This is a genomic window from Candidatus Nitronauta litoralis, from assembly GCA_015698285.1.
Taxonomy (GTDB): Bacteria; Nitrospinota; Nitrospinia; order Nitrospinales; family Nitrospinaceae; genus Nitronauta; species Nitronauta litoralis.
Window position 1 is genome coordinate 3,467,303 of the sequence record CP048685.1, and the last position, 13,553, is coordinate 3,480,855.

The following is a 13,553-nucleotide window of genomic DNA, read 5'->3' on the forward strand; positions in this document are numbered from 1 at the left end:
AGTTTAACTGGGGAGCCGAACACTAAAGCGTGGAGTCGCTTGTAATATTGAAGCGACCATTATGAATCAGAACTCTATCAGGAAACAAATGAAATTTGTAACCGGCAACCCCAACAAGGTAAAGGAGGCCCAGATGATTCTGGGAATCACTCTGGACCAGGTCGATATATCCATAGAAGAAATCCAGACTTGTGATGTGGAAACAGCCGTGAATCATAAAGTCCGGGAGGCCTTCTCAAAACTGGGGAAGCCCGTGATGGTGGAGGATTCCGGCCTTGTTTTTGAGGCCTGGAATGGGCTCCCGGGGGCCCTGGTCAAATGGTTCGAAAAAACCGTTGGCCTTGCAGGTATGGCCCGCATGCTGGATCCGTTTCCCATCCGCCGGGCTGTAGCCCAATGTTTTGTCGGTCTTGGCGATGGAAGCAAGTTTATTATCGGAAAAGGAGAGGTGAGGGGAGAGATTGCGGAATCCCCGAGAGGAAAAAACGGCTTTGGCTGGGACACAATCTTTATACCGGAAGGTCACGACCGCACTTTTGCAGAAATGAGCAGCGAAGAGAAAAACGAAATTTCCCATCGTAAGAAAGCCTTTGAGGATATAAAGCGGTTGGGATCAGACTTTAATTTATAATTTTTGACAAATATAATTATTGCAGCTTGAGATGAAGTTTCTCAAAGCTCTCATAATATCCTGCCAGCTTTTTATAGACTGTATCCGAGGTTTCTGCACGGCTTTCAGGCTTTAGGCTCTCTATGGAATTTAGGATATCCCCTGTATCAGTTCCCTCCGGCAACCAGTTCTCTTTCAAAGCATGGTCAAGTAAATTTTCTGGACCAGCATTTTCTTTCTGACCAGAGGCTGCAGCGATACACTTCAGAACCGAACTCATTGTGAATTCAAAACGCTGCAGGGCGGCATCGCGAAAGTAAGGAGTCGCCTCCTGGTCCAGCATTTCCCTGAAGCGCTGCAGGTTCCATTTGAGGTGCCCCAGCAATACTGGCAGAGGAACATCTTCCTGTAGATCACTCAAATCAAAGAACTCATGGATTAAGGTTTATATAATTAACCGCTAGGATTGTATAAGACTCATACTTGGAAAACCTAGAAAATTCAGTAAAAATAACCAGAATTCCAATAGTTCTCCCTACACCCTTCCAAGCTTCTGTTTCTACTCAGTGACCTTTGAATTGATAGAGCAAAAATGATAACCTTCCCATTTTGGATACACAATTCTTTGATTTCAAAAATTCTTCAGGTCCTAAATGGAAAAAGAATCAAGTCTTATCGATAACGGAGATGGAACTATCACGGATGAATCTTCCGGGTTGATGTGGAAAAAAACGGATTCCATGATCGACCTTAAAAAGTGGGTGAACTATCAGGATTGTGTCGATTATGTTCGTGAACTTCGTGAATCCAAATTTGCCGGTTATGACGACTGGAGGCTCCCTACCAGGGATGAAATGGGTCTTCTTTATGATGAATCGCTTGAACTAAAGGATCGGTTCGGCAAGGTCGTCCATATCAGCAATGTATTTCAAGAGGGGTGTGGATTCTCAATTGTTGCAGGCCAGGTACCCGGCAGACAACGCACCTGGGTGCTCAATATCCGGACTGGGGAATTTGAAAACCCCGATGGACTCTGGACCCTAACCGAAGCCACACGCGCCGTAAGAACCCTTTAAACAGTGGACACCTAATGGTGACCAGGAGAACGTGAGATGAGCGAATCCAATCTTTACCAGCCTCCCCAAAACATTGCGGACCGAGCCTGGTTTAAAAATATGGAAGAGTACCAGTCGTTATACCAGCGGTCCATTGATGATCCAGAACAATTCTGGGGAGAGATGGCTGATACATTCACCTGGATGAAAAAATGGGATCAGGTTTGCGACTACAACTATGATGTCCGCAAGGGCCCCATAAAAATTGAGTGGTTTAAAGGTGGCAAGACCAATATCACAGTCAATTGCCTGGACCGCCACGTTGAAGCTCGTGGAGATCAGGCCGCGATCATCTGGGAAGGTAATGACCCGAGTGAGCAGAGCAGCCTGACCTACCGCGAACTTCTCGATGCCGTTTGCCGGTTTTCCAATGTATTAAAAAAGCACGGTGTAAAAAAAGGAGATCGTGTTTCCCTCTACATGCCCATGGTGCCAGAGCTTGCCATCGCCATGATGGCATGCGCACGCATCGGGGCCGTCCATTCAATCGTCTTTGGGGGATTTTCGGCCCAGGCGCTTGCAGACCGTATCCACGATTCAGGATGTACCGTTCTCGTCACTGCAGATGGTAGTTTTCGTGGAAGTAAACCGGTAAACCTTAAAGTGAATGCTGATAAGGCAATGGACCTTGCCGCCAAGATGGGAGATCAAGTCTCCTCCTGTATCGTATTCAAACGGGCAGGTGAAGCCATTCCGGTCGAGATGAAAAGTGGGCGAGATTTCTGGTGGGATGATGAAATGAAGAAAGCTTCTGCGGAATGCGAAGCCGAACCAATGGATGCGGAAGACCCTCTTTTCATCCTTTACACATCAGGTTCTACAGGCAAACCTAAAGGCGTGCAGCATAATGTCGGTGGCTATATGATTTTTGCAGCGCTCACTCACAAATACATATTTGATTATCAGGACGGGGACATCTACTGGTGTACAGCTGATATTGGCTGGGTTACAGGCCATTCCTATATTGTATATGGGCCACTCGCAAATGGAGCCACCACAATAATGTTTGAGGGAATTCCGACCTATCCGGATGCAGGCCGGTTCTGGGAAGTGGTCGATAAGCATAAGGTCAACCAGTTTTATACTGCACCCACTGCCATACGTTCACTGATGGCACATGGTGAGGAAATTCCTGCTAAATACGATTTATCGACTCTTAAAGTTCTGGGCTCTGTCGGCGAACCAATCAATCCGGAAGCCTGGCGCTGGTATTACCAGAATATCGGAAGGGAACGTTGTCCCGTGGTCGATACCTGGTGGCAGACGGAAACCGGTGGAATCCTCATCACACCACTGCCAGGCTGCACACCGTGCAAACCAGGGTCTGCAACCTTCCCGTTTTTCGGGGTGTCCCCTGTCGTGATCGAAGCGGAAACTGGAAAAGTTGTTGAGGGCAACGGTGTTTCTGGAGTCCTTGCAATGAAAAAACCCTGGCCCGGACAGGCTCGTACCATCTTTGGCGATCACGAGCGTTTCGAGGAAACCTATTTCAAGCTATATCCGGGTTACTACTTTACGGGTGATGGTTGTACTCGCGACGTAGACGGATATTACTGGATTACCGGTCGAGTAGATGATGTTATCAATGTTTCTGGTCACCGTATTGGAACAGCAGAAGTGGAATCGGCGCTTGTGCTCCATAATAAAGTTGCAGAGGCTGCAGTTGTCGGATTTCCACATGACATCAAAGGACAGGGGCTTTACGCCTACGTCACCCTGATGGATGGAATTGATTTCGAGGACAACTTGAAAAAAGAGTTGATTTCTTTTGTCCGCAAAGAAATCGGACCTTGCGCCACTCCGGATATTATCCACTGGGCACCTGGCTTACCCAAAACCCGATCCGGGAAAATCATGAGGAGAATCCTGAGGAAGATAGCTTCGAACGAAGCGGATCAACTGGGTGATATTTCCACACTGGCGGACCCATCAGTCGTCGAATACCTGAAGTCGACCTACCAACCGCTCGCAACCAAATAATCTTAAAAATATACTTCTTATTGTTTTATAAGGGCTTGGCGATATTCGCTGGGCCCTTTTTCTTTAATGTTTTTTATGTGATAAAACCAGAAGAAATTCGAGATTATAGTGATTTAATTTATTAAACATCATTGAAATTTAAGGCTTTATCTAACCAAACCTGCCAACACACTATATCCATAATTAATATAAATTTAATCTTATTTAAAAATATTTTTAATTATTAAGCATATTAACCTATTATACATCGTATAAAAGTCTAAATTCAGGGGACAGTGCTGTTTTTTTCAGAGCGGACATCGGCATTTAGCGTGGCATTGTTTTTATAGAAAGCGGTTTTCGGGAATTTTTATTTCCCGAAGTAAATCGGTCCGACAAATTATGGCCAATAACCCAGTGAACAATAATTTGCCCGAAACTGATTCAGGATTAAAAAGCAGTTCTTCCCAAGTTGGTTTGTTTCCTGAGAATCGTGTGCTGCTCTCCCGGGAATTAATCAAAATACCCAGACGCCTCAATATTCTGGCTCGAACTGCGGTTCTGATTTTTTTGATTCTTGCAATTTCAGTAATATTTATACCCTGGACCCAGACCATTACGGTTAAAGGCAAACTCTCGTCCTACCTTCCCACCGAACGCCCGCAGGAAATCCATGCTCAGATAAAGGGGAAAATAATCAATTGGAAAGTGAATGAAGGGGACAAGGTAAAAGAAGGCGACCTGATTTTAACATTAGGAGACATAAATCCGAAATTCATGGCCCCAGACCTGATTCAAAGGTTGGATCAATCTCGTGAAGCCTTGATCCAGCAAAGAAAGGCTGCCAAAGAGAAAGCTGAAATTTTATCTGAGCGCATAGAGGAAATGGAAGCTTTGGCGGAGGCAAGTCTTTCAACAGCCACAGCCAGGGTATCTGAGGCAGACAATAAGGTACAAAACGCAGAACAACTGACCATACCTGCAAAAGGTGCCCTTGAAACGGCCAAACTGAATCTGGATAGATCGCGGGCATTAAAAGAAAAGGGTCTTCTCTCCCAAAGGGATTTGGAACTCGCGCTCCTGGCGTTCACCAAAGCAGAAGCAGAATTTAAAGCGATTGAAGCAGATTTACGTGGGGTTCAGGAGGGGCGACGTGCTCTTGGACACCGCCGCGAACAGGTTGGTGCTGAATTGGTCCAGAAGTTACTGGACACAAAATCCAAACGTGCTTCTGCACGAAGTGATTTTGCAAAGGCCTCAAAGGAAATCGCAGACCTGGAATTGAAACGGTCCAATGCATTTCAAAGGCAAAAAGCCCGCGAAGTTACCGCCCCATTTGATGGAACAGTGGTTCGTTTATCCCGTATGGGCCCAGGTGAGATTGTTCACTCTGGTAATTTACTTTTCACTCTGGTTCCGACAAATACCACTCCCGCTCTTGAAATGTGGAGCAGTTCGTTAGATGCGCCTTTATTAAGGCCAGGCCGCCCTGTCCGGCTTTTGTTTAACGGGGTCCCTGCGATACCGCTTCCTGCCTGGCCTAAGCTGATGGCTGGAACATTTGACGGCCAAATTCAGGTGGTGGATCAATCAGCTTCTGAAAATGGTCGATTCCGGTTCTGGGTGGTACCTGACAATAGTCGTCGGCACTGGCCCCCTCAACAATATGTCAGACAGGGAACGCAGGTGATTGGCTGGGTGATCCTGAACCGAGTGCCTTTGTGGTATGAAATCTGGCGTCGATTTAACCTCTTCCCTCCGGATTATGAATCAGGAGACGTGAGCTTAAAGGACGTTTTCCTGCCTAAGGCAGGAAGGCCAAGAAAATAGGAAACCAGTTTGTTCCCGGAATTTTTTGCGTCAATATTTTAGATAGATGAGGAAGTGAAAGTGAGAATTACTCTGAACGCAATAGCAATTGTCCTGCTGGTTATTTTTGCGTCTCCTTCATGGGCCAAGGATGAGGTTCCCACATTCCCCTATGAATCTCCCAATTCTTTACTAACGCTTCAAAATGTTTTTGAAAGACTGGAAAAAGAACATCCTCTTCTCAAGAAAAGTCAGGCCAACATTACCCTGGCCCGGGGGAGGGTCCTGAAAGCATTAGGAAAATTTGATCCCAACCTCGTCAATGATTGGGAATTAGAACGCCTGGTAAAAAATGGCTCCACAAAAAATGTAGGTTTTAATGACACATTCGTTGAACTTCGTCATCCCTGGGGAATAAAAGGGTTTGCCGGATTTAGAGCGGGAATAGGGGATGTGGAGGTTGCTGATCTGGGTATCAACACCACCAACACACCTTTACTTGGAATTGTGTTTCCTTTGCTCCGTGGATTTATTACTAACCCTGCTAGTGGAGAACTGAAAAAATCATCGTTGGCGGAGGAACAGGCAAACCTGGAGATACAGCAGACTCGCCAGGATTTATACCTGGGTGCAGCAACCCAATACTGGAACTGGGTCGCTGCCTCAAAAGTCAGTGATGTTCAGAAAAAGTCAGTATCAGTGGCAGAGGGTCGTCTCGATTTGCTGACACAACAGGTAAAAGAGGGAGCAAGGCCTGAGTTTGACGTCATTGATGCCACCCGGGAAGTTCAATGGAGAAAAGACAAGTTGATTAAAGCAAAAAGAAAGGTTGATAAGGAACAGTATAAATTAGCTTTGTTTTTATGGAATGGTGACGAATTGATGGTGCCGGAAAAGCGAAAGGTACCAGCCTTTCCAAAGGTTGATTCAAAACGATGGTTGAGTGGTATGGAACAAGTAAAACGAGAAGCCACCGAGGTTCGTCCTGAAATCCAACTGGTTAACCTGGAAGCTCAGTTTAATAATATTGACCTGGATGTCGCTGAAAACAACTTACTGCCTGATTTGTCCCTGGAAGCTCAACCAACGCGAAAACCAGGAGAGTTTGTGCTTGGTCTGGGCTACCGGTTTGGAGTCCAATTGAGTATTCCCCTTTTTCAAAGAGAAGCGAAGGGCGACATTATGAGGATAAAAGGCAAGGCCGACCAACTGAAACTCCTCAAAGACTATCGCCAAAAACAAATAGCGATGGATATAGCAAACGCCCGTTCAGCTTTAATCAGGGCTGAAGAAAGGGTTCATATTTTGAAAGAAGGTTTAACTCTGGCTAAAAAACTGGAAGAAGGCGAGCGCACACGATTTCAGCTTGGTGCAACAACCCTGCTCGTCGTGAACCTTCGTGAGCGCAGTGTCCTGGAAGCAAATGAATCATGGATTTGGGGAATGGCCGATTACCAAAAAGCGGTTGCGTTGTATCAATGGGCCATTGGAAATTGGGTTGATGGGCTGCCCCCTGAGAACTCACCCAAAAACACTGCAATGGCAAATTGAATACTATGGGACAAGCACCGACATTCAGAGAAACTCTTGACCGCCTTGGAAGGTTTGTAAAACAGGAGCGCTCTCTATTATTTTTTATTTTTGTTTACGCCATTGCGGTAGGCCTTTTCTCCCTCATCATTCCTTTTTCAGTTCAGGAGCTTGTAAATACCTTTGCCTTTGCAGTAACTCCTGTAATGGTCGTTACCCTGGTTGGCATCATGGCCGGAATATTACTGTTCGTTGGATTCTTTCGGGTTCTGCAGTTTTATGCGACAGATATTCTCGAGCGTCGTATTTTTGTCAGAGTGAGTCTTGCCCTTGCTGAATTATTACCTCGTTTTAAAGAAAAGACTTTTAGTTCTAATTCTATCAACCGGTTTTTTGAAACCGTGTTCCTTCAACGCGCCTTTTCCAATTTGTTTGTAGACCTGACCAACGTACTGGTGGGTGGAGCCATAGGGATGATTTTACTGGTTTTCTATCATCCCTATTTTCTGGTTTTCGATATTGTCTTAATCATTTCCGTGGTAATCATCGCTTTTCTTGGTAAGGGTGGTTTTCAAAACACTATAAAAATGTCTGAGGCAAAATACGAAGCGTTCCACTGGCTTCAGGAAGTAGCAAACAACCTGATACATTTTAAAGCCACTAACTGTGCGAATCTAATATTTCAAAAAACAGATTCCTTAGCAACATCATACGTATTGGCTCGGAAACGCCGTTTTAAAGCCTTGATCCGCCAGTACATTGGATCACTTTTCTTTCAGGTGATAATGCATGTGGGACTTTTGGGGACTGCCGGATGGCTTCTCAGCCAGGGCCAGCTGACCCTGGGTCAATTGGTTGCCGCAGAAGTGATTGTGGCCAGCCTGCTACTCAATCTTGACTCCGTTGTAAAACGTACGTATGTCGTATTTTATTTCTTCACGGCCCTTGTCGAACTGGACCATTTATACAAACTGCCAACAGACGAATTAGAAACCGGATCCGGTTTGCCATTTCCCTCAACAAATGGTTCAGGTCTCCACTTGAGTTGCAGCCATTTAAGTTGGACTAAAAAAGGAGGGGTTTCCCAAAGGGAAATAAACTTTGAAGCTCAACCAGGAGAAAAATGGGCTCTGGTTTGTCCAACAGAATCAATTCGCATGCGAATTTCACTGGCCCTTGCCGGGTTAGACCAGCCAGCAAATGGAGTAGTTCGCTACAATGGCATCGACATTAAGAGCTTGTCAACTGAACAAGTCAATGAGCAAAGGGGGATATTATTTGGAAGGGACCTCAGTTTGTTTGAGGGATCCATTGCGGAAAATATTATCATGGGGCGTAATATAGCCACTGAAGATTTAATTAAAGCACTGAGATTATCTCTATTGGATGGTGAGCTGGCAAATTTTTCAGATGGACTGGAAACGATGATTGTGCAGGGGGGTAAACATTTTTCACCAAGCCAGCGTTATAGAATATTATTGGCAAGGGCTATCGTTGGCAACCCTTCACTTTTAATACTGGACGGGGTTATCCACAAACTCCCAATTCAAATCCGGGAACCTCTGGTACGTAAGCTTATTTCAGACGACTGCACCTCGACCTTGATTATTGTTTCTACAGATCCCCAGATAGAAAATTATACTGATAAATTTGTAGAGATTCCTGACGATTTTATTGAATAGAAATTCCCGAAGATAACAACACAGTATTATTTTTGAATAAAAAGGACTTAGCGACACTCCCTTTGTCCTGCCTCAAAACTCTGTTTTCCTGACTAAGACATAAAATAACCCGTCCCGCAAGATAAGATCCTATTCCCTATCCGTCAGCGTGGCTCTCTATAAATAGTTGGACCTGCCTCGAAGTTAACAAAACGGGTGGGGAAATTTCTCTGCCCGTTATTTTTTGTGAAAAGCTATCCTGGAAGTGGAAACGAAGTTCTTCAGTTCCTGCCAATCATTATGACCTTCAGGAACCTGCTAGCAGCAGGCAGACCATGATGTTTTTTTCAGAGTGGAGGAAAAACAGAAAATACGAGGATGAGGAATCCTCAGTCAAATACAGAATAGGGTTCCCGGCTTGAAAACACGAACGGGATCATGGAGTTGAATAACCAACTCCATGATTTCTCGCGCCAGGCGAAAAAAGAAAGGGGTCCCCTCCCTCCCCAAATTTTGCCCCAAAATGTATTGAGCGCCAACTTTGTATTAGGATAGGAATACGATAACTCTTAAGGGGGTCATGTGTCAACCCAATAATTTGATTTCATTAACTTTATTTGATTTTTGTTGTAGCTTCTTAACAAATAATTCACAAAATCCAATGATTTTTAAAGAGTTATAAAATTTTTTTCAACAAGTTTTTAAGAGGTTATCCACAGTTTATTAAAGGTTCTGAGTTGCCTTGAAACTTTTAATCTCTCGGATGCCTTTTCTGGAATCCGGGTGCAAAGGCTGGTATTGAAGAACTTTATTAAATGATGCCCTGGATAAATCCAGTTTTCCAAGCTTGAGGTAAACCCATCCCAGTCCATCGTTTATCTCTGGCCAATCCGGATGAGCTTTTTTGGCCTTTTCAAACACTTCAAGAGCTCGCTCATAATTTTCCTGCTCAAGCAACACGCGGCCCAGTTTCGTACGGGCATTGGTCTGGATGAAGACAGGGGAGGTGGTCTCACTTCCGATCAACATTTCTTCAACCGTTGTAGGATATCGATTTTGTTTCAGGCTTTCCATCAAGTATTGTTCTGCCAGTTGATAGCTTTTCAGTTTGTGGTACACGTAACCCAGTCCTTTTAAGGATTCTGAATTTTTCGGTTCCCGAGTCAAAGCCACCTGGAACAGCTGTTGGGCAAGGGGATACTCTTTACGATGGAAATATTCCCAACCCATCCGGTTAAAAACCTGCCAACCGTATCGTTCATTACCCAGCATGGTCACAAATTCTTTAGACAACGCCAATTCTGGTTCCAGGCTGATTGATTTCAGAAAATACTCAACTCCAAGATCAGGGTCTCCATTCTGGTAATATACCCAGCCGAGAGCCATGTAGGTGGATGCCTGGCGTGGAAATTGTTTCAACCTGGAAAGAAAATAGGACTCAGCATCATGGGGTGGATATGCGCGGAGGACGCTCCAGTCAAGAGCTTCCGCAACTTCATCACGCCCCGGATAAAACATTTCAGCTTGCTGCAGCCACTCAACAGCCAGCTGGTATTCTTTCGCACGATAATATGTTAGCCCCTTGCCCCGTGCCACATCATCATGGAAGTCAGGCATGTGTTGGATACGATCAAAGTTATCGAGGGCCACCTCATAAAGTCCTTTCTCCAACTGACTCCAGGCAAGGCCTTTATAAGCATCTGCCAAATGTCCTTCAAGTTTTGCCTGGGGCCCCAGGCTCTGGATATAATCCCAATATTGGTAGGAGGCTGTCTGGTAATCCTTCTTTTTTAATGCCTGATTACCGCGGTAAACCGGGGGCGCTTGTTTTAGCTGAAGTTGATCCAGGCCCTTTTGAGCAACGGAGTCATCCGGATTCAGGTTGAGTGCCTCATTAAATTGAACCCATGCATCCTCTTCACGATTGTTTGCGAGAGCAATGGTTCCCAGCATTGCCGTGGGGTGAGACCAATGACGGTAACTGGCCTCAAGGTCCTGATACTTTTTTTCAGCCAGCCGGTATTTTTGCAAATCAAAATAATGTCGTGCAACAGAAGCCTTTTTATTGAGTGTGTCTTCAATAGCTTGAAGGCCTTCAACCGCCCCTTGAAATGTAGGATGACGGTTCAGGACTTTCTCAAAAACTCTTTGCGCTTCCTCTATCGCTCCCGAAGAAAACAAAGACCAGGCCAGACCATTTTGAGCATCCAGGGTTCCTGAAAATTCAGAGTCCATATCCTCAAAAGCTGCAACAGCTCTTTTATAAAATCCTTTTCGGTACCACAACCAGGCCGCATTGACAGGACCGTTACCAGTTGGCTCTTCCAGAGCATAAAGTAGACTGCGATACCTTGGTTTTTCCTCAGGCAATGAAAAGACAGAAGCAGAATTATTTTTAGATGGAATTATTTCCAAGGCATGGAGTTCCGTTTTGGTCCCGATTGAAGCCATGAGGCTTAGAATTTCATCTTCTCTGAAAATTTTTTCAAACTCCACCAATGCCTCTTCTTTTTTTGCCAGTTGGAGAAAGGTCAGGGCCTTCCCCTTGATCACCTGATAGGAATCCGGTGCGAAATGAGCAGCCCTTTGAAATGCATCCAGGGCTTGCTCATAATATTGCATCGCAAAGTAACACCATCCCATTCCGATCAGGGGGTGGGAATCTCTTGGGTATTGAGCATGGGTACGACTGAAATTTATGAGCGCGAGTTCATATCGTTTCTGGAAGAAGTGAGTCCATGGAAGGAGGAATTGTGCGTCCGGTTCGTCCGGGTTCTGAATCAGTGTCTTTTTCAGGTAATATTCGGCCACATTGTAATTCTGGAGTAGAAATTGCTGGTTGGCGTAAACCAGGTTGTCGCGAATTAGTTCAGCAGGAGCCCTGTAACCAATCAGTGACCTTCCAGGTTTGACGGAAGGATCATCCCGGGAGATTTTTTCACTGGGCCCCGTTGGCAGGGTTGTGAGCGTTTCCTTGACGGACTGGCATCCAGTAGCCTGAATCAACAGGAAAACACAATATAAAATCAAAAGGTTGCTGGAGAAACGGTTCACTGGTTTATCCCTGAAAAACAAAGTAATTATTAGTTTATCATCGGCATTTGACGTGTGATTTCTTAGTTTTTGAGCAATATTTTGAGGGGAAAGGCCTCCAAACCTGAAATTTATTTCAGGAATTCCCCTGGATGCGGTAATATTCCCCCTTTACTCTTTAATGCACAGGTAGTTATGAAATTTGGCGCGATCTTTACAAGCCTGTTGGCTTTGTTACTTTTACCCGCTTGTGGTCAGGAACCCGAAACCATCGAGGAAGCACCGTCTGTGGCTCAAATTGAAGAGGCCGCTGGCGGAACTCCAACCACCACTCCAGCTCAACAGGGAGTCAACCCGATAAAGTACACCGGTGAGGACAAGAAATACCAGGAGCAGGCTCCCGAAGGGATGGTTTATATCAAGGGAGGTTGTTTCATCCAGGGCACCAACGAGGCCCAGGTTGACGAAAAATGGGAGCATGAAGTCTGCCTGGATGGGTTCTATTTGGACAAATACGAGGTTACCCAGAAGCGTTGGAAAGCTTTAATTGATTACAACCCCTCCAAGTTTGTCGGAGACGACCTGCCTGTAGAACAGGTTAATTATTATGATATTCAGGAGTATATCAATCTCAGTAACGGTCAATGCCGTCTCCCTACAGAATCAGAATGGGAATATGCTGCAGGCGGTGGGTTGGTAAGAACCCGGTATTACTGGGGTAATATGATGGATGGTGATTTTGCCTGGTTTGAAGATAACTCTGAGGCGAAAACTCACCCCGTTGGGCAAAAGAAACCAAATCAATTTGGTTTGTATGACATGATGGGGAATGTCTGGGAATGGACTGAAGACTGGTACACTCCAACCTATGAGCCTGCGAAGGTTACCAACCCTCATGGACCCGCAAAAGGTGAGTTTCGAGTCATTCGCGGGGGCGGGCTTGATACATCCGCAGGCGGTTTACGCATAACCAATCGTACCTGGTTGCATCCCAAAAACAGGGTGTTCACCAAGATAACAACTTACGGTGGAATAATTAATGAGATTTTCAATTTCATCGGATTTCGCTGTGCCAGGGACCTTAATGTTCCCCTCCAAACGGATTCTGTTGAACCGGAGGAAAAGACAATTAGTTCCGAGCCCCAATAGTTTACCCTCAGGGAAACTGAAACAAGAATTACAAGCACCATAAGGTTAGGAGACTGGAAGTTTAAAAACGTATTTTATTAACGGGTTTAAAATTTCACACTGGAATGGCAAGAGCCGAACGGAGAATCTTATGAAATGTGATGATTTCACTTTATTCAGTGGAGGCGCTTCCGGAGCCGAATCTGAATTTGGGAAGCAGGCTGAGTTGGTCGGAATTGAAGAAGTCAATTTCACTTTTGAAGGTCATCAAACTCAAAGAACACGAGGGGTACGATCGCTCACCCATAAGGAGCTTTTGCAAGGCGATGTCAGTTTATCCTATGTTTCCAAACTGATGAACCGGTCTTACAAACGCGCGCCTCTTTTGAAAAAGGTTTTGCAAAGTATCTGGCACCAAATCAACAGTGCGGAAGAGGTTTTCGTGGTGGGCACGATACAGGAGGACAAAACCGTCAAGGGCGGAACCGGATGGGGTGCAGAGTTTGCGAAGCTCTGCAACAAACCGTTGTATGTATTTGATCAGGAAAAGAAAAACTGGTTTCAGTGGGTTTCTGATAATTGGGAGGAAACCGAACCCAGAATCACGAAAAAACGTTTCGCGGGAACGGGTACCCGTTTTCTAAACGAAGAGGGTAAACGTGCAATTTCACAATTATTCAGGAATTCGTTTTAGTCGAGGAAACGGGT

Annotated in this window: 10 protein-coding genes; 8 read left to right on the forward strand and 2 right to left on the reverse strand. The window is 45.2% G+C overall.

All coding sequences use genetic code 11. The annotated features are described in order from the left end of the window. The first annotated feature begins 61 nt into the window (after nt 1-61). Nucleotides 62-631, forward strand: coding sequence for an RdgB/HAM1 family non-canonical purine NTP pyrophosphatase (gene rdgB / locus G3M70_15835; protein ID QPJ63264.1), 570 nt, complete (start codon nt 62-64; stop codon nt 629-631). A gap of 16 nt (nt 632-647) precedes the next feature. Here rdgB and G3M70_15840 read toward each other — a convergent pair whose 3' ends face one another. Then, nucleotides 648-1,031, reverse strand: a complete 384-nt coding sequence (locus G3M70_15840) for a hypothetical protein (GenBank protein ID QPJ63265.1) — start codon at nt 1,029-1,031, stop codon at nt 648-650. Nucleotides 1,032-1,263: 232 nt separating this feature from the next. On the opposite strand from G3M70_15840, the gene G3M70_15845 reads away from it, so the two are divergent. The 5 genes from G3M70_15845 to G3M70_15865 all read left to right on the forward strand — a co-directional run bounded on the left by G3M70_15845 (nt 1,264) and on the right by G3M70_15865 (nt 8,705). Next, nucleotides 1,264-1,686 (forward strand): DUF1566 domain-containing protein, encoded by a 423-nt coding sequence (locus tag G3M70_15845; protein ID QPJ63266.1) that lies wholly within the window; start codon nt 1,264-1,266, stop codon nt 1,684-1,686. Between the two features lie 36 nt (nt 1,687-1,722). Further along, a complete protein-coding gene (gene acs / locus G3M70_15850) occupies nt 1,723-3,705 on the forward strand; it encodes an acetate--CoA ligase (protein ID QPJ63267.1) in 1,983 nt (660 codons plus the stop codon). 381 nt (nt 3,706-4,086) lie between these two features. After that, a complete protein-coding gene (locus G3M70_15855; protein ID QPJ63268.1) occupies nt 4,087-5,514 on the forward strand; it encodes an HlyD family efflux transporter periplasmic adaptor subunit in 1,428 nt (475 codons plus the stop codon). A 60-nt stretch (nt 5,515-5,574) separates the two neighbouring features. Beyond that, nucleotides 5,575-7,044: a TolC family protein gene (locus tag G3M70_15860; GenBank protein QPJ63269.1), complete on the forward strand. Its 1,470-nt coding sequence runs from the start codon at nt 5,575-5,577 to the stop codon at nt 7,042-7,044. A 5-nt stretch (nt 7,045-7,049) separates the two neighbouring features. Beyond that, nucleotides 7,050-8,705 carry an ATP-binding cassette domain-containing protein gene (locus G3M70_15865; protein QPJ63270.1) on the forward strand — a complete coding sequence of 552 codons (1,656 nt, stop codon included), beginning with the start codon at nt 7,050-7,052 and terminating at the stop codon, nt 8,703-8,705. A 702-nt stretch (nt 8,706-9,407) separates the two neighbouring features. Here G3M70_15865 and G3M70_15870 read toward each other — a convergent pair. After that, a complete protein-coding gene (locus G3M70_15870; protein ID QPJ63271.1) occupies nt 9,408-11,738 on the reverse strand; it encodes a tetratricopeptide repeat protein in 2,331 nt (776 codons plus the stop codon). A 174-nt stretch (nt 11,739-11,912) separates the two neighbouring features. Here G3M70_15870 and G3M70_15875 point away from each other — a divergent pair, with 174 nt between their 5' ends. Then, nucleotides 11,913-12,866 (forward strand): formylglycine-generating enzyme family protein, encoded by a 954-nt coding sequence (locus G3M70_15875; GenBank protein QPJ63272.1) that lies wholly within the window; start codon nt 11,913-11,915, stop codon nt 12,864-12,866. Between the two features lie 130 nt (nt 12,867-12,996). Next, on the forward strand, nt 12,997-13,539 hold the full coding sequence (locus G3M70_15880; protein ID QPJ63273.1) for a hypothetical protein: 543 nt from the start codon (nt 12,997-12,999) through the stop codon (nt 13,537-13,539). The last annotated feature ends 14 nt before the right edge of the window (nt 13,540-13,553 follow it).